Origin of the sequence: Rheinheimera sp. WS51 (assembly GCF_050936095.1) — a bacterium.
Lineage (GTDB): Bacteria > Pseudomonadota > Gammaproteobacteria > Enterobacterales > Alteromonadaceae > Alishewanella.
Genome location: NZ_JBOTRC010000014.1, coordinates 32,006 through 55,081, shown reverse-complemented (window position 1 = coordinate 55,081; position 23,076 = coordinate 32,006). Strand labels below are relative to the sequence as shown.

The following is a 23,076-nucleotide window of genomic DNA, read 5'->3' as shown; positions in this document are numbered from 1 at the left end:
CAAGCTGAAGACTTTTTATTTTACCGCACTCAGCCTTGGCTAGCTAAATTTTGGCAACTACCGGTATTAAAGGAAATTGCGACGGTATTAGCGCTAAAAAAACGCATTTTAGAGGTAGTTTCAAAAGAGAAGCCCGATGTTATTCATGCTCACTCCCCTGCTCTAAATGGCTTAGCGGCCTTATTAGCCGCTAAAAATTGCAAACTACCTGTTGTGTATGAAATAAGAGCATTTTGGGAAGATGCCGCTGTAGATCATGGCAGCTGCAAAGAGCATGACTTACGTTATACCTTAACTAAAAAGCTTGAAACTTACGTAGTTAAAAAAGTAGATGCGGTAACGACTATCTGTGAAGGTTTACGCCAAGACTTACTGAGCAGAGGCATAGCCGAGTCAAAAATTACGGTGATCCCAAATGCAGTTAACCCTAAGCAGTTTCAAGTTATTGAGCATAAAAACCCCGCTTTATTGGCCAAGTTTAATTTACAACACAAAACCGTATTGGGCTTTTTAGGCTCTTTCTACGCTTATGAAGGCTTAGATTTACTGATTAAAGCCTTACCTATAATTCATAAAAAACTGCCTCATACCTGTTTATTATTAGTCGGCGGCGGCCCACAACAAGCGGCTTTAGAGAGCTTAGTTCAACAACTTGGCTTAACAGACAGCGTTATTATGCCAGGGCGTGTACCCCATGCTGACGTTAATCAATATTACAGCTTAGTAGATTTACTTGTTTATCCTCGAAAATCAATGCGACTAACAGAGCTAGTGACCCCTTTAAAACCGCTAGAAGCAATGGCTCAGGGAATGACTCAGCTAGCATCAGATGTTGGCGGCCATAATGAATTAATAGAACATGGTAAAACGGGCTGGTTATTTCAAAAAGATAATATTCAAGATCTTGCCGAACAAGCCATTCGCCATTTACAGAAGCTATCATCACAACAAGAGATTAAACAAAATGGCTTAGCTTTTGTTAACGAGCAACGTACTTGGCAGCTCAGTGTTGCGCGTTATCAGCCCATTTACGAGTCATTGCGTAATGAGCGCTGATTTTAGCTCTATTAAGGTCGCCTTAGTTGGACCTAAGGCGCCGCCTGCTGGTGGTATGGCCAATCAAACGGCACAATTAAAGCAACTGCTAGAATCTAGTGGTGCCCAGGTTTATTTTATCGCGGTAAACCCTGACTATAAACCGGCTTTTATCGGTAAGATCCCTGGCATCAGAGCCCTATTTCGACTACCTCAGTATTGCCTGTCGTTATTTCAAGGATACCGCAAAGTAGATGTAGTGCATTTAATGGCAAATTCTGGCTGGTCTTGGCATTTGTTTGCAGCACCTGCTATTTGGATAGCTAAATTACGCAGCAAACCTATTTTAGTTAACTATCGTGGTGGCCATGCCTTCGATTTCTTTAGCAAATCTTGGTCCCTTGTATCTGCTTCTATAAAGCAAAGTGCTGGCGTTATTGTTCCTTCAGTGTATTTACAACAAGTATTTAGTCAGTTTAAACAAGCTAGCACTATCGTTGCCAACACCTTAGATCCACAGTTATTTAAGCCAACAACAAAACAGGTTAACTCGGCGCAGTTGCATATTATCGTTACCCGAAACCTAGAAGCTATTTATGATGTGGCAACGGCGATCCGTGCTTTTGCCCTTATTTCACAATCTCACCCAACTGCTAAATTAACACTAGCTGGCGAAGGTCCTGAATTAGCGCAGCTTCAACAGCTAGTGACAGAGCTGCAACTTAATGCTGCAGTAAACTTTGTCGGCCGTTTAAACCGCAAAGACATGGCAGCCTTATACCAAAGTGCCGATATTATGCTAAATACCAGTTTAGTTGATAATAATCCAAACTCATTAATAGAGGCTATGGCTTCGGGCGTTGCTATTATCAGCAGCAATGTTGGCGGGATCCCATTTTTGGTTAAGCACGAATATGATGCCTTATTAACAGCGCCTAAGCAGCCAGAGCTTATTTATCAACAGCTCAAGCGCTTACTTAATAACCCCGCGCTAAAACAGCAACTTATTACTAATGGCCTAACCAGTAGTCAAAGATTTCATTGGTCTAATGTTAGTAAGATCTTGCTAGAGCAATACCAGCGAGCAATAACAGATAAAGGAATAAACTAATGGCATCATGGTATACCGCTTTTATTGCCAAGTGTATTTTCCCATTGCAAGAAAAGCTTAAAAAACACACTACCCTTGCGGTATTTAAACAGCTTGAGCAAAGTCAGTGGCAAGACGCAGCCTTATTAGCACAACAACAAGCAGATAAACTGCATCGTTTTATGACCAAGGTATACCAAAATGTGCCTTATTATCGCCAACTTATGCAGCAGCACAGTTTAACGCCTGAACACTTTAAGCACCCTAGTGATCTAAGCCAATTGCCTTTTTTAACCAAGCCAGTAATTAGCGATAACTTCGCTGCGCTTAAAGCCAGTAACGCGACAGAGCTAAAGCGCTTTAACACTGGCGGCTCAAGCGGCCAACCCCTTATCTTTTTGCTAGGTAATGAACGTGTCTCTTATGATGTTGCTCAAAAATGGCGTGCTACCCGTTGGTGGGGAGTGGATATTGGCGATAAAGAAATAGTGGCATGGGGCTCACCTATAGAATTAAACGCTCAAGATAAAGTGCGTATTTGGCGTGATAAGTTATTTCGCTCAACCTTAATCCCCGCTTTTGATATGACAGAGCAAAAGCTACTGGGCTTTTTAAATACCATAAAAAAAATCAAGCCTAAAATGCTGTTTGGTTACCCCTCGGTTTACCATCTTTTAGCCAAAACCGCTAAGCAACATAATATTGATATGTCGGCTTTGGGCATAAAAGTGATTTTTGTTACCTCAGAGCGATTATACCCCTATCAACGCGAGCTGATATCTGAAGTCTTTGCTGCCCCTGTCGCTAATGGTTATGGTGGCCGCGATGCGGGCTTTATTGCCCATGAATGCCCTCATGGCAGCATGCATTTATCCTACGAAGATATTATTGTAGAAATTATAGATCCCAACGGTCAGGTTTTACCTAATGGCCAATCGGGTGAAATTGTCGTCACTCATTTAGCTACCTCAGAGTTTCCATTTATTCGTTACCGCACTGGCGATATTGGTACCTTAGCAACAAAACCCTGCTCGTGCGGTCGCGGTTTACCGGTTTTAGAGGCCATTGAAGGTCGCAGTACCGATTTTGTCGTCGCAAGCGATGGCACCATGATGCATGGCTTGTCTTTAATCTATATTTTACGAGAAATACCGGGCGTAGAAGCTTTTCGCATCGAGCAACAAAGTTTAGCGCTTACCCAAGTTCAGGTTGTTTGGCCACAAGGTACTTTGCCAAATGAGATTAAATCTAAAATAGTCTCAGGTTTTAAAGCACGACTGGGTCAAGATGTGCAAATTGTCATCCAACATGTCGATACTATTGCTGCGGAAAAATCAGGTAAGTTTCGTTATGTTATTAGCAAGGTTGTAACATGATAGATAGTTTATATTTATTAGTAGATATCGCTGCTATTTGTATTTTATTTTATTGGTCGTCTTCTCAGGATGAGAAATAATGCGTGATATTTTATTAGTTCTATTTTTATTTGTTGCTATTTTTTATGCATTTAAGCGCCCCTATCTGGGTGTCGCTGCATGGGCTTGGATAGCGTTAACAGCTCCAGCAAACTGGGCCTTCGGCTTTTCTACCAGCTTTAGATTAAATTTAACTATAGTTTTAGTTACTGTACTCGCTTATATTTTTGCAGCTAAAAATAAAAAGTTTTCATTTAACATCGTTAGCTTTTGGGTACTTATGCTCGTAATTTGGACCCTATTATCGACGATAAACACCTTAAATATTATGCCTTCTCAGGTTTGGTATTATTGGAATCAATTTACAAAAGTATTATTACTGTATTTCTTTATTACTATAGTACTGCAAAAGCGCCTACATATAGACACCTTAATTTGGGCTATAGTGTTATCTATTTCATCTTATGCTGCTATGGAAGCTGTAAAGTTTATTATATCTGCGGGCGGCCACCGAATTGTTGGGCGTGCAGGAGCCATAGCCGATAGAAATGATCTCGCCGTAGCAATTAATATGTGCATCCCACTCATTGTCTATCTGATCCAAACAGTAAAGCATAAGTGGCTTACAATAGGTTTATGGGGACTACTCGCCCTTAATATTTTGTCAATTATTGGTACTTATTCACGAGGCGGCTTTATTGGCCTAGCTATTTTAGCCATCGCATTTTGGCTTAAATCTAAACGTAAGCTAGTATGGGCATTAGTTGCAGTGTTAATGCTTCCGGTAGCAATAAACCAAGCACCTGAAGATTGGAAAGAGCGACAAAATACAGTAGCAACGGCAACCACCAGTGATAGCTCATTTATTGGTCGTTTATGGGCATGGAAAATATCCATGATGATAGCTCGCGATAACCCATTAACAGGTGGAGGATTTAAAGCCGTAACTGATCCTGTGCAGTGGCACAAATACGCACCCTATACAGATAACTATTGGATTTTTCCAACACCTCCTATTCCTGCAAATTTGCAGCCAAAAGCGGCACATAATATTTATTTGCAAGTTTTAGGAGACCACGGTTATGCCGGACTGTTTATTTATTTATCATTTCTACTTAGCTGTTGGTTAGTTAATTATAAAAACAGAAAATTAGCCAAACAACATCAATCAGATTGGTGCTACAAGCTAAGTAATGCACTAGTATTATCCATGGTAGGTTATGGCATCACTGGCGCCAATGTAAGTCTAGCTTACTTTGAATTAGTGTTTGCCTTGGCTGGTATTGTTTCAGTTATTGCCATTAATAAGCTCTATTTAAATAATAACTAACTCTACTTTTAGTCTCATTAATGTACAGTTTGGCCGGCTGCTTTTAATCGCTGTTTTAAGGTGGGTACAGGATAACCTAACTCATACGCTTTAGCGGCGTATGAAGCAGCATCAGCCAAATTGCCTTGCTCCATTAAGTACCAGCCCAGAAAATAGTTTAGCTCGGCTGATTGTTGTTTTACTTCTAAAGGCGCCGATTGTAGCGTTAAAATAGCGTCATTTAATTGGCCATTTTGTTTTAAATAATATGCTAAAGCACTATAGGGTAATGAATTGATAGGATTATTTTTTATTAAACTTTGTAAAAGAGCGATAGCTTGAGATTTATCGCCACTTAAATAATACGCTTTTGCCATATTAACTTGAATTTCTGTATACCAACTATGTTCAGAATCTATATTTCTTGAGGTGAAATTAATCTCTGAAACCGCCCTTTTTAAAAAGCCTTCTCGTGTTCGACCTATACTAGACTGAGCACGGGACAGGTAAATCAACCCCATACAGTAGTGCCAAGCTCCCCCTGCGGCTTCACCAAAAGCTAGAGCTTGTGCACTTTCTGTTTTAGATAAAGCCTCATAAACACCTGGCACACCTTGAGGTTTAGCTGCGGTAAACGCTAATTTACATCGCGCATCCCATGACTGAAATTCTACTGGCGTTGGCGAAAATTTTTGGCCATAAACAAAGGTAGAAAACAGTAAAAATATAACATTGAAGATAAGTGTTTTTGTCATAACTTCATCCTTGTAAGTTGTATGAACTAAAGCAATCTTAGCATAATTATTGTTTTACCGTCAGTATCGTTAAAGCATGACTTTCTCTTTGTTCTAATAGAGGTTAGACTAGGGTCAGACGATAGTCTAAGAAGATTATGAGGAATGCATGGATAGCATATCCAGTCAGGCCAGAACGGCCTTCAAATGGACAGTTTATTTACGTTTACTATCACAAACTTTTACATGGTTTGTGTCATTATTTGTTATTCGTTTTTTAACTCCAGCTGATTACGGTATTGTTGCACTAAGTGAAATTATCTTTATGCTGGCGCTACAGTTTAGTAGCGCAGGTTTAGGTGATGCTCTTATACGCAGGCAAAACTTAGACAATGCTTATACCCGTAAAATACTTACCCTACTGATCATATTAAATGCAGCTGTTGCATTAATTCAGCTATCAAGTGCCAGCTATCTTGCTAATTATTATAATCAACCAGCGCTGGAATATGTGTTATATGCTACAGCCAGTATATTTTTAGTTAGCCCTTGGATTGTAATAGCATCAAGTCTGCTAGCAAAAGAGTTAAACTTTAAAAGTCGCTCGAAAGTAGACTTTTTTGCCGCTCTTTTAGGTAGTGTTATTGCACTTACTCTTGCAATTAAAGGTCTGGGTTTTTGGTCATTAGTTATTGCTAATTTAAGTGTGGTTTTTTTTCGTGCTTTTGGCTACAACATCGCGGTTAAAAAGCTTCACTTCCCCCTATGGCAATTTAATGAAATGCTTCCTTCTTTAAAGTTTGGTTTAACCTTAATGGCTACTGGAATCGTCTTTACGCTGTTTATGAAGGTAGATATTATTATCGCCGGTAAGGTAATCAACGCCTCAGAATTAGGTTATTATGCCTTAGCTATGCATTTAGCTTTAATGCCTATGGCAAAAGCTATGCCGTTGATTAATGAAGTGGCTTATCCAATGTATGCCGCCATACAACAAGATAAAGCCAGATATAGTGATGTATTTAACTATATTTTACGTATAGCAACCTTATTTTCATTTCCTGTGTTTTTTGGTTTTGCAGCTATTGCCGAAGAGTTAGTGTTACTGTTACTTGGCGACCAGTGGCAGCAAGCCATACTCCCGTTACAAATAGTCTTATTGACAATCCCATTACGAATGATTTCAAACCTGTTTACCCCATTGTTAAAAGCTTTAGGCTTCCCATCTACGGGCTTAATTCATATTATTTTTTCATTAGGCTTAATTTCTGCACTTATTTACATTGCTGCTCCTTATGGCATAAATGCTATTGCTATTGCATGGTTAATTGCAACACCACTTTTTTTCTTCTTTGCTGTTTACTTGTGTACTAGCCGCTCAGGCATTTTATTAAGCAGCATTATGCAAGCTGTTGCCCCCCCGTTATTATTATCAAGCTTAATGCTATTAGCTTTATTTTTAATTAAGTATTACTGGCTATCTCAGACACATCTTGTTTTTAATTTAATTTGCACAGTGTTATTAGGCGTTATTTTTTACGCTTTACCCTTAAAGTTGTTTTTTAGTACGCGTTTTAATGAAGCGCTTAAATTTAGAATATAGTAAGGATGCTAAGTGAAACTGTACTATTTTAAAGATCCAGAAGGTAATTTTGGTGACGATTTAAATCCATGGTTATGGCAGAATTTATTGGGTGATGTTTTTGACCAAAATACAGATGAGCTGTTTGTTGGTGTAGGCACCTTACTTAACCATCGAATTCCTAAAGCTAAAAAAGTGACCGTCTTTGGCTCAGGGCATGGTTATGGCGATATACCTCCGGTTAATACTCACTGGCAGTTTTATTCGGTAAGAGGCCCTTTAACAGCCCAGGCACTTGGCTTAGATCTCAGTTTAGCGATTACCGATCCTGCTATATTAGCGCCACTTTTCACTAAGCAACAAACAAATAAAAAATACCCAATTAGCTATATGCCTCATTGCGTTAGTGCACGTAATGGTGATTGGCAAAAAGTTTGTCAAATAGCAGGCATTCATTATATCGATCCAAGAAAACCTTATTTAGACGTTTTCAAAGCGATCCAGCAAACCGAACTATTACTAACTGAAGCTATGCATGGTGCTATTTTAGCGGATGCTTTTCGGGTTCATTGGCTACCGGTTAAAGCTTATAAACATATTTCAGAATATAAATGGCAAGATTGGCTGCAATCAGTAAAGGTTGAGGCGAAATTTAACCATATTAAGCCTGTTTGGCGAGGTGATAGCTTATATCCTATTAATACTAAGCTAAAACATAAATTAAAGCGTGTTTTGCATCAAACCCCACTATGGCAAACAAGTTGGCAATCTGCTCCTCCGGCTAAAAGCAGCATCCAACAGTTAGAGCAAACGGCAAGCCAGCTTAAAGTATTAGCAACATCAGCCACGCCACAGTTAAGCAATCAAACTCTGTTCTTAAATAACCAAGAAAAGTTATTAGATAAAGTCAGACAATTTAAACGCGATCATGGTATTTAATATGAGTATGCCCTTAGTAAGTGTCATTATGCCATGCTATAACAATCAAGATTTTGTTGTAGCTTCGGTGCAAAGTGTATTAAGCCAAGACTACCCAAATATTGAAGTTATTGTTGTAGACGACGGTTCAACTGATTTAAGCCTAGAAAAACTAGCTCAATTTGGTGATAAAATCACTATTATAAGTCAGGCTAATCAAGGCCCCGCTGCAGCAAGAAATACAGGTATGTTAGCAGCTAAAGGAGAATACATTGCTTTTAATGACAGCGATGATTTATGGTTGCCTGGTAAGCTAAAAGCACAAATTTCTTATATGCAAAAGCAGCCTGAGATAGGGTTATGCTTCACCGACTGGAGAGTGTGGAACGGATTAACCCCAATAGAAGAGGTGATTAAACAACGTCACAAAGATAAAATTCGTGTGGAAGTTGATCCCAATCAAACAGGTTGGCTGTATATTAAGCTGTTAGAAGACTCCTTAGTGCATACCACAACTGCCATTATAAAAGCAGAGATAATTAAAACGGTGGGGGTTTTCAATACCGATTATCGGGTCGGTGAAGATTACGATTATTGGCTTCGCATATCACGGCAATATCAAATGGCAAAATTAACCAATATTTATTCTTTATATCGTGATAATCCTACAAGCATTACTAAAAAAGTTCACCCTCATAACTTTAGCTTACTCGTTTTAGAGTCGACTATTGCTAATTTTGGTCTACAGTGTCCTTCAGGAGATGTTATTAGCCAACAAAAAATTGATTATTATCGGGGCATTCGTAATTTTAACTACGGCTTTCAATGTTTTTATGCCGGCCATAGAGAGAAGGCCTATCGTGCATTTAGAAACTGTGTTGGTTTACAGTATCGCACCTTTAAATCGAGTTTATATGCCTTACTAAGCAGCAATAACTTTCTATATAACCAATTTAAAGATAGAAAAAGTTGATAGCCTTAAAGAGCAATATTTACACATTCATATTTTAGTAAGAGGCACATGCCATGGAAAACACTATTACCTTAACCACTAAGCATTTAAAGCTAGTGGCAGATGACTCTGGTATTCTTCTTCATCAACAACAAGACGCAGCTTTAGCCTATAAAGGCGCATTATATTATGACAATCAAAGCTGCTCAGCCGAATTTCTACTACAACAATACTTACAAAGCCCCTGTGATGCAGACTTTTACCAGCACTTAAGTGGGCGATTCTGGCTAGCAATTTTAGGCGGTCGACATCACGCATTTATAGTAAATGATATTATGGGTATAGAGCCCTGCTACTATACCTTACAGCAAGGCACACTCTATATAAGTAGCCATTTAAAACAATTAAAGCGCCAACCTATAGCTTTGTCGCTTTCAAAACAGGCTATATATAACTATATATATTTTCATTGCATACCAGCCCCCACAACAATTTACCAACAAGTGAGCAAACTTGAACCGGCTAAAGCGGTCTACTTTGATAACCCAAACAAAGCAAATTCCGCTTTACTTTACAGCCCTGACTTCGTGCAACAAACCGGCGATCAAAGGCTACATTCTCAATGTATTGAGCATATTGAACAAGCCGTTAAACAGCATACTGGCGATAAAGTTGCTGCATTTCTAAGCGGTGGTTTAGATAGCTCCACAGTAGCCGGCATGCTGGCGAAACAGCAAACACCCGCGGCTACCTTTTCAGTTGGCTTTGAAGCCAAAGGCTATGATGAAACACCCTATGCGATGATCACCGCTAAGCACTTTAATACGAAACATAAAGTGCTTTACCTTAAACCAGAGCAAGCTGCCGAGGCCTTTGTTAAAGTTGCCCAATATTTTGATGAGCCCTTTGGTAACTCGTCAGCCATGGCCGCTTATTTTTGCGCCCAAGATGCAAAGGCACACGGTTTTGAAACATTATTAGCCGGTGATGGCGGTGATGAACTTTTCGCGGGCAATAGCCGTTATGCCAGACAAAAAGTATTTGAACCCTACTTAAAACTACCCAGCCCAATACAAAAACTGTTAAAAACCATTTTTCATGATAGTTTTCTGGCTAATATCCCAGGCACACAAAAGGCCGCAAGTTACATTAGCCAAGCCAGAACTGGGTTACCCTTACGTTTGCAAACCCATAACTTTATTAATCAACTTGGTGCTGAGGCTATTTTTACTTCGGAGTTTTTAACAGACATAGACCTAAAGCAGCCAGAACAACAGCTAGTACAACGCTACACTGAGTGCAAAAGTCAGCATCCTACTGATGCCATGCTATTTTTAGATTGGAAGTTTACCCTAGCAGATAACGACTTAGTTAAAGTTAGAAAAATGTGTGAACTAGCCAATATTAATGTCGAATTTCCTTTATTAGAAAAGCATTTAGTCGACTTTAGCTGCTTAGTCCCTGCCGATATTAAGTTACCCGGTAATAAATTACGCGACTTTTATAAGCAAAGCTGTAAAGGCTTTTTAGCTGATGAAACCTTGGCTAAAGAAAAGCAAGGTTTTGGCTTACCTTTTGGTGTTTGGCTGCATGAAAATGAACAATTAAAAACATTAGCCCTAACAACCCTACAGGCTTTTAAACAGCGAAATATTGTTAATCACAGCTTAATTGAACAAGTTATTGCTGCACATCAACAACAGCATACTAATTATTATGGTGAGTTGATCTGGTTACTTGTTGTACTTGAGTTATGGTTACAACAAGATGAAGTGACAACTCATGCATAGTCTTATTGCTCTGTTTGGTCGTTTATTTAGCAAAAATAAATTAAGCATCTTAATTTACCATCAAGTCTTGGCAAGCAAAGATCCCATGCGACCAACAGAGCCAACAGCAGATATTTTTGATTGGCAAATGCGCTTAATAAAACGCTACTTTACGCCATTAACTTTAGATGAAGCTCTAAACCATTTAAAAGCCGGCACTTTGCCTGCTAATGCTATCTGCGTCACTTTTGATGATGGCTACCTTAATAACCTTACCGTTGCTCAGCCTATACTGGCTAAATACGCTATTCCGGCAACGGTTTATGTTGCAACCGCATTTAGCCACGGCACAAATATGTGGAACGATCGTTTACTCTATTTATTCTCTGATCCTAAGCGGCAACAGCTGGTTTTAAATGAAACCAGACTAACATTAACTGACTGGGCGAATAGACGTGAACAAGCTCAGCAGTGGCTTAAACAACTTAAATACTTACCACCAACAGAGCGTATCGCTTTAATAGATAAATTCTACCAGCAAAATAACTGCACCGAACAAACGCCATTAATGATGTCTCCTGAGCAAATTAAACAACTTGCCGATAAAGGCATTACTATTGGTGCTCATACAGTAAACCATCCTATTTTAAAGGTTTTACCTGTTGCTAAACAACATCAAGAAATAGCTCAATCAAAGCAAGAGTTAGAGCAATGGACAGGTAAAGCAGTAGAGCATTTTGCTTACCCTAATGGGGTAGAAAATATCGACTTTGATCAAGAAACAGTAAACTGTGTGCAAGAGTTGGGGTTTAAAACTGCTGTTGCCACTAATTGGGGGGTATCAACCCAACAAACCTCTGTATATACATTAAAACGCTTTACACCTTGGGATAGCTCAGCATTTAAGTTTCATGCTAGGTTATTAAGCGTGCGATTAAAATGACTTTTTGTCAGGTAGGCTAACAGCATGAACTCATTGCAATATAATTTAACAAAAATAACATCGCACTTTATCTCTAAAGTACGACATAATCGACAAGATGCTTTTTGGTGGATTGATAAAAAAAATTTTGGGGACCTACTGACACCTGAGTTATTCGCCACTTTTGGTAAGACTGCTATTCATTGCTATCCCGATTACCACTTTAAAGCCGGACTCACAGCCGTAGGCAGTTTAATACAGATGTTACCAAGCAACTATCAGGGTGGGATCTTAGGTACAGGTCTAATTAAACAGCAAGCAATTCAGTTACCCGATGCTCACTTTTATTCAGTACGTGGTGAACTAACAAAACAAGCAATGGGGTTGTCAGCGACTACGGCCACCGGCGATTTAGGGCTTATTGCAGATAGGTTATTGACTAAAACTCAACATAAAAAATATTCATTAGGATTAATTCCACACTATGTAGATAAACATCATCCTGTTATTCAAAAATTAAAACAAAAATACCCGCAACAGATCCTAGTTATAAACGTAGAGCAAAGTGCAAAAAAAGTAGTTGAGCAAATAGCCTGTTGTCAGTGCATTGCCTCATCATCATTACACGGCATTATTGTTGCCGACTCACTAGGCTTGCCCTCTGTTTGGCTAAAGCTTTCAGAGCAAGTGGTTGGCGAAGGTTTTAAGTTCTATGACTACAACTCATCAATCAATGCTGAGCAGCAACCTATTACACCTAATGATTTTCAGTCTTTACTAGACTTAGAAAAATTAGCCGTAATTAAAGACCCAAAGCTTATTGCGCAGAAAAAAATAGCAATAACAGCATTAGTAAAACAAGCCCTAGCTAAATAGCTGCAGCAGAACTTTTTAGCAGCTGGTACAGCTTATACTTTTTTCCTATATACTGGGCACCCTCAACTGAGAGGTGCCCCTGATCACGATACAATAAAGTTGCACCATTAATAACCTGACAGTGTTGTTTGGGGCAGATAAACGCATCTAACCATATAATTGATGTATCGGCTTCTAGCTTGCGTAATAAACTGTTTATTTTTGCATGTAGCTTATTATTCTCACTCAGATGAAAATCACATGCTGTAGTCGCTTCTACATAAAAATATGTTTTTATGGCACAACGGCCTAAATCTTCACCATTTCTTGGCGGAGGAGAAACAATTACAGGTAGGAGCCCTATGGCTTTTAATTGGCTAATAGTATTTTTAAAGTATTTTAATACTAGTTCTGGATCCTCTTTTTCAATATTATTTTCCGTTAAAAACTGCCAGTTACTAGAGGTATACTGTAACAATGATGAAGATAAAACCACATATTTTATCGAAGAGCTTTGTTTAAGATATGAAAAAACTTGCTGGTTAAAATTAAGACACTGCCTAGCCCATTCTTGGTTATAATCTCGAACATTAAAGGGCGCTAAGCCCAATATTGGCCCACAAGCACTTTTAGTTAACTGGATCATAGCGACACTAGGGTTAGCTGCAATAATAGCTTGTGAAAGAGGCATAGCGTAAGAGTCCCCCCAAACCGCAATTTCCGGCTGTTCACTTGTTCTACATTCTTTAGATAATGTAAATTTATTATCACATGCTTTACTTAAACCATAATTAATTCTTAACTTATTATCTAACTCAGCCAAGCTCCCTTCTGCAGTTTGCCGCTGTGTAAATCCGCTTTGTTGAATGACCAAAGAAGCTACCACTAGTAACAATGAAGATGCCGCCCCCGAATAAATAAAAATTCGTTTTTGTGGCATATTTTTGTTTATTACGAAAAGGAGCCTCGATAAATCGCCAACTAAAATAAGAAAAAGCTAAGGTAAGGAATATTAAAACTATAAAGACATTAATGCTGGGCTCATGCAAACTGCGAATCCGCGCAAAGCTAAATAATGGTTGGTGCCATAAATAAATACTGTAACTAACTAAACCTATTCCAACAAAAGCTTTAGTACTGAGTAATCTACCTACAACTGTTTTTTTACTGGCAAAATGCAATACAAGAACGGAACCAATAACGGGTATCAAAGCATAAATACCTGGAAAAGGTGTTGTACTATCAAAGACAACTATACTGTAAATAATGAAACCTAAACCTAAAGTAGAAAAAATATTGGCAATTAAAACAGAGTTAACTTTGTCATTTAGCTGCTTTATAGGCTTAAAATGATACCAAGCTAAGAGAGAGCCAGCCATTATCTCCCATATTCTTGTCGGCACTAAATAAAAATTTGCAGAAGGCATGTACCGGCTAGCATATTCGGCTCCCATTAAACTAACCGTAAAAATAAAGATTAAAACAATAAGTAACCAAGAGCGGCAGAATCGCCACATTAACCATAGGGCAGGTGGAAACAAAATATAATACTGCTCTTCTACAGCTAAACTCCAAGTATGTAATAGAGGTTTTAATTCAACTGCTGTATCAAAATAATTAATATCTAACCAAAAGAATATATTTGAGACAAACAAAACTACAGCTATAACACTTTGGCTAAAATTGATTAAATCTGACGGTAGCAACCATTGCCAAGCTAAAATAGAGCTAAATAATATAACGGTAAATAAGGCGGGCAGTATACGCCGGGCTCTGCGCTCATAAAAAGTGACTAAACTAAATTGGTCTTTGCTAATATCATTTAATAAAATACTAGTAATTAAATAACCACTTATCACAAAGAAAACATCTACACCTACATAGCCACCACTAAATAAGCTAAAGTTAGCGTGAAAAAACAAAACAGGCATAACAGCAACAGCCCGCAGTCCGTCAACTTCACGACGATATTGCATAAACCTCCCTATAGACAGACGGCTAATACTTGCTTTTAAAAATTACCTTTCTTAAGTTTTGATTGCACCATAGTTGGCTTAATACCATTGGAATAATAGTTAACTTAAACCGCTTAAGCATAGATAAGGCATTACCTATATAAGCTTGGCGATTATCTGCCAAATATTGTTTAACTATCTCACTATTATCCTGTTGCAAGGGGATATGTTTTAGGATGTAACTTCGATAATTTATTTCATCTAATAACCTGACACACATATGTTTACTGCCCCAGACTGCACCAGAAAATAAATTAATACCTTCACCACAATGTGCCGTAATGCTAGCTGTAAAACTCATTTTAGGGCAGTGTGGTATAAGAGATAACCACATTAAATAGTCTTCTCCGGCAAAGGTATAATGCTCAACAAAACGAATATGCTTTGCGTTAGCATAGCGGTATACAACAGAAGTAGTGCCTATTACATTTGCGGTTGTTATTTGCTGAATCATATCAGTGCAATATTGGTATATATCAGGCGGGAGTAGTATTTGATGATCCGTAACGCGCAAAAAGCCTGCGCGCTCAAAAGCGCCTACTGTTTGGCCAATATGGGTAAAATTTGCAAAGTGGAAGTCGCTATTTTTATCTAATGCAGCTAAAGCCGAAGATAAATGTGTTTCTAGCCATACGTCATCAGGATCTAGAAAAGCAACATACTCAACCTCATCAGCCACTAGATCTAAACCCGTATTTCTTGCCCCAGAAACACCAGTATTAGCCTGCTCGACTAGTTGTAATTTACTTTTTAGCTTAGGATCAGCTAAAAACGGCTCAAGATCTAAAGCGGCTTTTCGTGGTGAACCGTCATCAACAACAATGATTTGGTGAATGCGTGCAAAAGCAATTTGTTGCTTAATGCTTGTTATAGCCGCGGTTAATAATCCGGCTTTACGCTGGTAATAAGGAATTATAACGCTGACTAATTTCATGACATATTGGCCTCTAGTTTTTTTGCACTATGTCGTTGTCTTGCTAACCAGCGCAAAATGCTATTAGGCTGCCAGCTTAAATGCACTATAGGCCTAAGCTCAGAGTTTAAGCGCTTATGCCAATCCATTGCTTTACCATAAAACTCTATATTCTTAACACCCAGCTCTGGTTGCTCTGAGTAATATTTTATCATCTGCATTTTTAGCAGTAAGGCGGGAGAATACCGAGAAAAACTTTCATCAAACGTTGTTTTTAAAATAATCAAGCTGCCATTATTGATTACACACAGATCAACCGCAGCCACTTGGCCTGAGACTAAAAAGTACCAAACACAAGCAGCATTGCGCTGTGCCAGCGTTGCCATCATGGCTTGATAAAACTTGCCTTGGCTATTTGTTGTACTAATAGCAGTACCCTGTTCAGCTTTCCAGCTATTGCTTTCAATTTCGCCATATTTTATAACCCCAGCTAACACGTCATCACTCTGGGTTAACACTTCAGTACTAAAGCTATCCCCTTCGCGTTCAGCACGGTTATAAGCTTTATTACAGTTCTGGCGTAAATTTTTGCCAATGGTTTTAAAAAACTCATCATAATGCGCAGGTACTAGCTTATTTCCTGTTTCAATATAAGGCAGTTGTTGAATATTAGGCTCTAATTTTAAATAACGCGAATCGGCTTGTAACAAATCAATTTGCAAAACAAAACCCGGCAAGACTTTAGCTATATTCAATAGCAACTTATGCTTAACACGCCCATCAGATGTAAGCCACAAGCCTAATGGTGCCTGTGAGGGCATAACACTTTGCCAGCGTCCCAACCCCACTTTTTCAAAAAATCCTATAAAAACAATAACATCATTATATTTAACAACAACAAGCTGCTCCTGCCCTGTAAAATAATGATTGATTAAGCATTGTACAAAGTCAGCTGTAAGAATAGCTTGATCATGAGTTTGCTGATTTAATTTATTCCAATCTAAAGTAAAGTTTGCAAACTCTGTAACCGCAAATAAATAGGCTTTCATTTGTTATTCACCAAACCTTTAACCGCGTTAATAATGGTATCTAGTTCCGTTTTTTTCAGTTTATGATGACAAGGCAACTGAATAAGTCGACTTCGATAATCTTCACTCACCTTACAAGCGCTATAAGCTACTTCTTCCCAACGTAACACTTGAATTTTTTGCATACGTAACTGTTGAAAGTCAGCAGCATCATCTAGCAAAAAAGGTAACACATAAGGCGTTTCAAAATCGGCATAAGCATACAAACACTGGCCTGCCCCCGTATTAGTTAATGCAGTTGCCAAATAATTATAATTTTCAATTCGTCGAGCTTGTATTTTTTTAAGATTGCTAGAACTAACAATTAACTTGGTATGACGAAAACTAGCGGAGTCTAAATCAGCCGGCTGAAAATAATTAAATTGCTTTTGTATAGGAGCGTTAACGTCTGAAACTGTTAAGGCCTGTTGCTTTTTTGGCTTTAAATATTGAATAAGCTGCGGGATCTTTAATAAAAATGCGATCCCCTTAACTTCTTCAAACCAACTACAGTATTTCGGGGTAGCATTAATCGCTTGCTTCATATAAAGCAAACCACCATCAATACTAGGTAATATTTTATTAATACTACAAATACGCGCTGTAACAGCAGGGTTTGGCATCTCAAGTTGCTGAAAAAAATCGACTAAGGCATGTGCGCAATCCTCAATCACTAGCTTACCCGCTTGGGCAGCCATTTCGATTAAGCAACTATTGTTTTGTTTAAAACCAAAAAAATTAACCACAAGGCAATGGCTAACATCTGCTGTTAAAAGCTGAGAAAAAATCGCTTTATCAACAGTTAGGTCTGGCAATACTGGATAAAAGCGTATTTCGTAACCCAACCAAAGAAAGGGCTCAACTAAAGCTGGACAATGGTAAGCTGGCAGTAAAACAATATTAGTTTTATTTTGCTGCATTAACTGTTGGGCAGCAAGACCTATTGCTCCGCGGCCATTACGAGTATAAATGCAATGAGAAAAATCCGTCGATTGCCCAAACTGACGAAAATCTGTCAGGCTAAATGCAGGGGCCGCTTTAATAATAGCAGCCGGGAAATGACTTGCATTGGCCATGACAGGGGCAAATTTCACATCCATGCTTGCCTAGTCCCTGATATATATAGTTGTCTATGCTAACACTAGCGCTAAAATCACACAACTGTGATAAAAATGCTAATATTTTAGTAATACTTGGTTAGTTTTACTTGCCGCGTTACTATAAAAGAATCACTCGTTTATTAAGCACATCGCAGGAGCGCGTAGTGGATAAAATGCTCAGTCAAAGAATTTGGCTAACCCGTTACCTAATGGTTATAGGCATAGTTATTTTGCATACACCGCCTTATCAATCTTTAACCGAGTTAGATTTAAGCTTCTTTAATTTTATTAAAGCCTTTTTTTCTCATGCTGTGTTTCGTACTTCAGTGCCCATGCTAACAGTAATTTCTGGTTATTTACTGTTTCGCTCTAAACTGATTGAACAGCCCTTACAGTTAATAACAAAAAAAGCTCGAGTTATTTTATTGCCCTTAATTTTGTGGAATATACCTGTGGTGCTGGGCATCTTTTTCATCCAACATTACCAATTAACAACTCATATTTTTTCAGTGCAACTTAGCCCGTTTGATAGCCTTAATTGGTTCAATGCTTTAACCGGATTATTAAGCAGCCCCGCAAATTACCCGCTTAACTTTTTAAGAGACTTATTTGTGCTTAGTTTAATCAGCCCGCTACTTGCGGTCTTACTAAATCGTGGGCCTTGGCTAGGCGCTATCATAGTGGCTTTAGTCTTTTACTTTAACTTAGATGGCGATATTATTTTACGCAATACTATGCTTATTAGCTTCTATATTGGCGGCTTAGCAGCAACACAGCGCTGGAATTTAACTAAGTTAGATCCTTACGCTATACCTCTGCTCATTATATTTATCCTAATTTGCAGTGCTATAGTTATTTTTGACCTAGAAAACCGCACCCCACTTCGTATAATAGCCCCATTTATGGTATGGCCTAGCATGTCGCTATTAATGAAATATAAAAACGGCGCTTTTTTAGAACGATATGTTGGCAGTAGCTTTTTAACCTTTCTCGCTCATGGTCCACTACTACTTGCTTTCTGGCTTATATATCAAACATTTTTGCCCAAGGTGCCTTATCCCTTATTTTGGTGTGCAGCACCACTGATCATTACAATTGGCTGTGCTTGGCTACATACTAAACTAAAACGTTATGTGCCCACCCTTACCTCTATTGCATTAGGAGGTCGCTAAACTGTGACTCACTTATCAAGCTTGCTACCTAAACTACCAAATCAGAGTTGCTTTTGCGCCATGCCATCTGGTCTAAACTTTCTTAGTGTAACTAAAGCAAAAACAGCTACCCATGCCGTTGTTATACTGCCTCCTTTTGCTGAGGAAATGAATAAGTCACGCCATATTATTAAACAATGCACAACGCAATTAGCCGAGCATAATTATTATAGCTTTATGCTAGATAACTACGGCACAGGAGATAGCGAAGGCGATTTAGATACAGCAACGATTGAGTTATGGCGTATAGATTTAGCAATATTAATGCAAAAAATAGCAGATTGGGGGTTTCAAAGTGTGAGCTTTATAGCAATACGCTTTGGGGCTTTGCAACTGTTCGACTTGTTGAACCTACACTCATTACCACTACCAATTAAACACCTTGTATTGTGGCAGCCTATGTTTGACGCTAGCCGTTTTTGGCAACAATTTTGTAGAATTAAAGTTGCTGAAGCCATGGCGAGCGGCGAAAAAACAAGTCAAAAGCAACTAGAGCAGCAGCTAGAACAAGGTCAAATTGTAGAGATTGCCGGTTATCCCATTAACAGCTCTTTTGTGCAAAGTATCTTGCAAATGGAGTCAACTTTCCCCGCGGTTTTAAACAACAGCCTATTAAGCTGGTTTGAACTCTCTAAGCTAGATAATATTGCCCTGCCTGTGCAAAAAATGCGTGATAGCCTAACCGAAAAGTGTTTACTACATTTTAACCAGATTAAAGCTGAAGCTTTTTGGCAAACCTCAGAATTAGCTGAAGCCAATAAGCTAATTGCGTTAACAATAAACCAGTTTGCAGGAGCTGAATAAGATGTCTGCTCAGTTTATAGAGATTAACTCTAAAACCAATAAGTTAAGCGCTATTTTGCATCCTGCCTCTGGCGCTATAGGTGTCCTTATTATTGTTGGCGGCCCACAGTACCGTGTTGGCAGTCATCGCCAGTTTGTTAAGTTAAGCCAGCACTTATCTGCACACAGCATCCCATCATTACGCCTAGATAGCAGTGGCATGGGCGATAGTAGTGGTGAAAAAACTGAGTTTTATCAGCAAACAGCTGATATAGATGCCGCCATCGAGACCATGTTTACCCAGATGCCACAGCTACAAAAAGTGGTGTTATGGGGGCTTTGCGATGCAGCAAGCGCTATTTTATTAAAAATGAATCACGCAGATCCGCGCATCGCAGGCTTAATCTTGCTTAACCCTTGGGTTAGACAAGAGCAAAGCCATGCCGCTACTATGCTAAAGCACTATTATGTAAAACGTTTAGTTAGCCGTGAATTTTGGCGAAAAATTTTTTCAGGTGGTCTAGCTTTTAAGCGCAGTATCACAGATTTCTGGCAAACCTGGCGCAGTAGCAAGCAGCAATCTACACTTAATTCTGCTAAGCAAACCGAGTATAGCGCCAGCAATTATGTTCAACATATGCTAACTGGCTGGCAAAAAACCAATGCTGAAACTTTATTAATTAGCAGTGGTAATGATTTAACAGCGCAAGAGTTTTTAGATCTTTGCCTGCAAAACGCACAATGGCAACAGTGCTTTAATAAAGCTAAAAGGCTGCATATTAACGAAGCTAACCATACTTTCTCCAGCGCTAAATGGCGTAAGCAAGTTGAACAAGCATCCAGTGATTTTATCTTAGCAATGAAATGATTTTTTTTATTGATTGTTAAACACAGTCTTTAACCTTAGCGTTTAAAATTCGTTTTTAACATTAGCATAATTTGCGCTGATAACAGTCAGCCATTAAATAGACAACTTAGGATGCATTATGCAATCCAGAACTGAGCAAGTTATACTCTATCGTTACTTGCTTCTAACCTTAATTGGCTATATTAGCTTTGTCATTTATGGCAGCTTAGTGCCTTGGCAATACCGCGCCCTGCCCTTAGATGCCGCATTACTACAATTTAGTAATATAAATTACCTTAGTTTAGGCATGAGCTCGCGTGCTGACTGGGTAGCGAACATTTTGTTATTTATACCGTTGTCATTTTTATTAATGTCTTATTTTATGCCCCCTGAACGTAAGCAGCTAAAGCTTAATATTGCAATATCAGTCGTATTAAGTTGTGTTACTCTGGCCTTAATTATTGAGTTTACTCAGCTTTACTTCCCTCAGCGCACCGTATCGATAAATGACATTATTGCTGAATCGCTTGGCGCCATGCTTGGTATAGTGCTTTTTTACCGCTTTGGTCAACGAATTTTGCACTATCTACAAGCCATAGTCGCAATGCGTGGTAATCAAACCAGCTTACTCAATTATTTATTAATTGCCTATATCGCTTTATTTACTCTTTATAATATCTTACCCCTAGACTTAACCTTAAGCCCGGTTGAATTATTTAAAAAATGGCAAGATGGCAGAATTACTCTACTGCCGTTTAGTGCTTATCGAGGATCTTTTTTACAGATTTTCTATGCTATTTTCAGTGATATATTGCTGTGGATACCAATAGCTGTTTTACTCTATCTTCAGCAGCATCAAAAAAAGTCTATTTATATAAGATTAGTGTTATTTGCTGCCCTAATTGAGTTTTTTCAACTTTTTGTCTACAGCAGAGTTACCGATCTTACCGACATTATACTGGCTTTTATTGCAGCTTGGTTAGGCAATAACCTAGGCCGCTTAATTTACAAACATCAAAACAGCACTGCGGATATAGAGCAGCCTAGATCTAGCCTGATCGTTAAACACCAGCTACAACTGAGGCTTGCTGGCGTTATTATTTTATATAGCCTAGCCATTTTACTCGTATTCTGGTTTCCCTATAACTTCGACTTTTCTTGGCAGCAAATTAACCAACAACTCAGCGTAAGCCGTAATAAAGTATTACTTGAGTCGTTATATTTTGGAACTGAGTTTCGGGCTATCACCTCTTTACTGCAAAAAATACTGCTCTTTTTCCCCTTAGGCATATTGTTTAGCCTTAGCTATCTGAAACTAAAGTCTAAGTGGCAAAAGCAGCTAATGCTAAGTTTTAGTGCCGGTTATATTTTACTACTAGCAGCAATCACCGAAGCGATGCAGCTTGCCTTGCCTGATAAAGTTGTTGATATCACCGATGTTGTGTTATCCGTTATCGGCGCGGCGCTAGGTTTCTTGCTAACACTTTACTGTTATAGCTTTAGTCAGAAACAAACAAAAATTGCTGCCACTTTCGATAATCAACCCCAAGCGGATACTGTGACAACAATAGCTTCTACCGCAGCGCCAGCAAAGCTTTTAACTGCTTCAGAACGTAAAATAACAAGCCATGCCAGAGTATTGCTGCCTCTTCACTTAGTTACTTCATTGCTTGGGCTATACGGTTTGAGCCAGTTGTCAGCACTTCCTTACAATATCAGAGAGCTATTAACAGACAACACCAGTGCAATAATAGGCCTTACTTTAGCTGCTTATATTATGTTCTTGGCTAACTGTGTCAGGTTTTCTCAATTTGCTCAGTTTATTTTGCTAAGCCCACTACTTTGGCTTGGTCAAAGTAGTCTTATATTTTGCTTACTTTATTTTAGCGTTGCAGCGGAATCGTTATATGATATTTTGGGCTTTCCTATCACCAGCTTGCCGCATTTTTTAGAATTATTACTCCGTTTTATTGGCTTTTTTAGCTTAATTCAATTTAACTGCTTAGCTGCAAAACAATTTATACAGAACCAACATAAAATAATAGCCGCCATTTTATGGCTAGGTAGCAATATTTGTATTGCCTCATTTTGGTATTGGGCAGTGGTATATTTAGCTGCAACCGATAACATAGTAGAACTATTAGCAGATAACGGCAGTATTATGGGTTTAATAGCACTAACAGCCTGGCTTGTGCTTTTATTTCTTAGCGCCGCCTATGGTGGAAAAATTATCGCCCAGTGTCTATTACAAGCTGGAGGCTTTAAACTCACTAAGTTTTTACTCGTTTTGGTTATGTTTGTTATTAGTATGGCTTTATCATGGTGGTTAATTAATATCGCTACGCAAAGTATTATCGTTAAATACCAACAAGTTTTTTCCGCCTTACAGTTTTTATTAAGTACGGACAGAAGCCAATATGCAACACCATTACAATTACTTATACGCTATTGCTTGGCTTATAGCGCAATTTTAAGCATACTAACTTGGTTTTACATTGCCACATTTATAGCGTCGAAACGCTTTTCAGGCTCTACCTCTTCTTATTAGTATTGAGTAAA

Annotated in this window: 20 protein-coding genes; 14 read left to right on the top strand and 6 right to left on the bottom strand. The window is 38.6% G+C overall.

Going from position 1 to position 23,076, the window contains the following annotated elements; translation table 11 throughout:
- The 4 genes from ACRCA4_RS13285 to ACRCA4_RS13270 form a co-directional block, all read left to right on the top strand.
- On the top strand, positions 1 to 1,056 hold a 1,056-nt coding region (locus tag ACRCA4_RS13285), incomplete at its 5' end, for a TIGR04063 family PEP-CTERM/XrtA system glycosyltransferase (protein WP_433189489.1).
- The gene (locus ACRCA4_RS13280; RefSeq protein WP_433189486.1) at positions 1,046 to 2,146 is read left to right on the top strand and encodes a glycosyltransferase family 4 protein; all 1,101 of its coding nucleotides are present in this window, start codon (positions 1,046 to 1,048) and stop codon (positions 2,144 to 2,146) included. The genes ACRCA4_RS13285 and ACRCA4_RS13280, both read left to right, overlap by 11 nt.
- Positions 2,146 to 3,501 carry a phenylacetate--CoA ligase family protein gene (locus ACRCA4_RS13275; protein WP_433189483.1) on the top strand — a complete coding sequence of 452 codons (1,356 nt, stop codon included), beginning with the start codon at positions 2,146 to 2,148 and terminating at the stop codon, positions 3,499 to 3,501. The genes ACRCA4_RS13280 and ACRCA4_RS13275 overlap by 1 nt, the downstream gene beginning before the upstream one ends.
- Positions 3,502 to 3,580: 79 nt before the next feature.
- Positions 3,581 to 4,870, top strand: a complete 1,290-nt coding sequence (locus ACRCA4_RS13270) for a putative O-glycosylation ligase, exosortase A system-associated (RefSeq protein ID WP_433189480.1) — start codon at positions 3,581 to 3,583, stop codon at positions 4,868 to 4,870.
- Between the two features lie 17 nt (positions 4,871 to 4,887).
- Here ACRCA4_RS13270 and ACRCA4_RS13265 read toward each other — a convergent pair whose 3' ends face one another.
- Entirely contained in the window at positions 4,888 to 5,604 is a 717-nt protein-coding gene (locus ACRCA4_RS13265; RefSeq protein ID WP_433189477.1) for a tetratricopeptide repeat protein, read from the bottom strand.
- A gap of 148 nt (positions 5,605 to 5,752) precedes the next feature.
- Between ACRCA4_RS13265 and ACRCA4_RS13260 the strand changes: the two genes are divergently transcribed.
- From ACRCA4_RS13260 to ACRCA4_RS13235, 6 genes are read left to right on the top strand one after another with little or no spacing between them, the layout of a single operon-like run.
- Positions 5,753 to 7,186 carry a lipopolysaccharide biosynthesis protein gene (locus ACRCA4_RS13260; protein ID WP_433189474.1) on the top strand — a complete coding sequence of 478 codons (1,434 nt, stop codon included), beginning with the start codon at positions 5,753 to 5,755 and terminating at the stop codon, positions 7,184 to 7,186.
- Positions 7,187 to 7,198: 12 nt separating this feature from the next.
- The gene (locus ACRCA4_RS13255) at positions 7,199 to 8,104 is read left to right on the top strand and encodes a polysaccharide pyruvyl transferase family protein (protein ID WP_433189471.1); all 906 of its coding nucleotides are present in this window, start codon (positions 7,199 to 7,201) and stop codon (positions 8,102 to 8,104) included.
- 1 nt (position 8,105) lies between these two features.
- The gene (locus tag ACRCA4_RS13250) at positions 8,106 to 9,056 is read left to right on the top strand and encodes a glycosyltransferase family 2 protein (RefSeq protein WP_433189469.1); all 951 of its coding nucleotides are present in this window, start codon (positions 8,106 to 8,108) and stop codon (positions 9,054 to 9,056) included.
- Positions 9,057 to 9,109: 53 nt separating this feature from the next.
- Positions 9,110 to 10,825: an asparagine synthetase B family protein gene (locus tag ACRCA4_RS13245; RefSeq protein WP_433189466.1), complete on the top strand. Its 1,716-nt coding sequence runs from the start codon at positions 9,110 to 9,112 to the stop codon at positions 10,823 to 10,825.
- Complete coding sequence (locus ACRCA4_RS13240) at positions 10,818 to 11,747, top strand: polysaccharide deacetylase family protein (protein ID WP_433189463.1); 930 nt, start codon at positions 10,818 to 10,820, stop codon at positions 11,745 to 11,747. Before ACRCA4_RS13245 ends, ACRCA4_RS13240 begins: the two co-directional genes overlap by 8 nt.
- A 24-nt stretch (positions 11,748 to 11,771) precedes the next feature.
- Positions 11,772 to 12,602, top strand: a complete 831-nt coding sequence (locus ACRCA4_RS13235; protein ID WP_433189460.1) for a polysaccharide pyruvyl transferase family protein — start codon at positions 11,772 to 11,774, stop codon at positions 12,600 to 12,602.
- Here the strand turns inward: ACRCA4_RS13235 and ACRCA4_RS13230 are convergent.
- Genes ACRCA4_RS13230 through ACRCA4_RS13210 form a run of 5 tightly spaced genes read right to left on the bottom strand, consistent with a single transcriptional unit; the run spans position 12,595 to position 17,676 of the window.
- Positions 12,595 to 13,404 (bottom strand): SGNH hydrolase domain-containing protein, encoded by an 810-nt coding sequence (locus tag ACRCA4_RS13230; protein ID WP_433189457.1) that lies wholly within the window; start codon positions 13,402 to 13,404, stop codon positions 12,595 to 12,597. The genes ACRCA4_RS13235 and ACRCA4_RS13230 overlap by 8 nt on opposite strands.
- Positions 13,397 to 14,557, bottom strand: a complete 1,161-nt coding sequence (locus tag ACRCA4_RS13225; protein WP_433189454.1) for an acyltransferase family protein — start codon at positions 14,555 to 14,557, stop codon at positions 13,397 to 13,399. Before ACRCA4_RS13225 ends, ACRCA4_RS13230 begins: the two co-directional genes overlap by 8 nt.
- Before the next feature lie 22 nt (positions 14,558 to 14,579).
- Entirely contained in the window at positions 14,580 to 15,530 is a 951-nt protein-coding gene (locus ACRCA4_RS13220) for a glycosyltransferase family A protein (RefSeq protein WP_433189451.1), read from the bottom strand.
- Positions 15,527 to 16,558, bottom strand: coding sequence for a GNAT family N-acetyltransferase (locus ACRCA4_RS13215; RefSeq protein WP_433189448.1), 1,032 nt, complete (start codon positions 16,556 to 16,558; stop codon positions 15,527 to 15,529). The genes ACRCA4_RS13220 and ACRCA4_RS13215 overlap by 4 nt, the downstream gene beginning before the upstream one ends.
- Positions 16,555 to 17,676: a DegT/DnrJ/EryC1/StrS family aminotransferase gene (locus ACRCA4_RS13210; protein ID WP_433189445.1), complete on the bottom strand. Its 1,122-nt coding sequence runs from the start codon at positions 17,674 to 17,676 to the stop codon at positions 16,555 to 16,557. The genes ACRCA4_RS13215 and ACRCA4_RS13210 overlap by 4 nt, the downstream gene beginning before the upstream one ends.
- Positions 17,677 to 17,849: 173 nt before the next feature.
- Here ACRCA4_RS13210 and ACRCA4_RS13205 point away from each other — a divergent pair, with 173 nt between their 5' ends.
- From ACRCA4_RS13205 to ACRCA4_RS13190, 4 genes are all read left to right on the top strand, one after another.
- Positions 17,850 to 18,848 (top strand): acyltransferase family protein, encoded by a 999-nt coding sequence (locus ACRCA4_RS13205; RefSeq protein WP_433189501.1) that lies wholly within the window; start codon positions 17,850 to 17,852, stop codon positions 18,846 to 18,848.
- A gap of 3 nt (positions 18,849 to 18,851) precedes the next feature.
- Positions 18,852 to 19,691 carry a glycosyl transferase gene (locus ACRCA4_RS13200; RefSeq protein WP_433189442.1) on the top strand — a complete coding sequence of 280 codons (840 nt, stop codon included), beginning with the start codon at positions 18,852 to 18,854 and terminating at the stop codon, positions 19,689 to 19,691.
- Position 19,692: 1 nt separating this feature from the next.
- On the top strand, positions 19,693 to 20,538 hold the full coding sequence (locus ACRCA4_RS13195; protein ID WP_433189439.1) for a hydrolase 1, exosortase A system-associated: 846 nt from the start codon (positions 19,693 to 19,695) through the stop codon (positions 20,536 to 20,538).
- A 118-nt stretch (positions 20,539 to 20,656) separates the two neighbouring features.
- Positions 20,657 to 23,065: a VanZ family protein gene (locus tag ACRCA4_RS13190; protein WP_433189436.1), complete on the top strand. Its 2,409-nt coding sequence runs from the start codon at positions 20,657 to 20,659 to the stop codon at positions 23,063 to 23,065.
- Positions 23,066 to 23,076 lie beyond the last annotated feature (11 nt).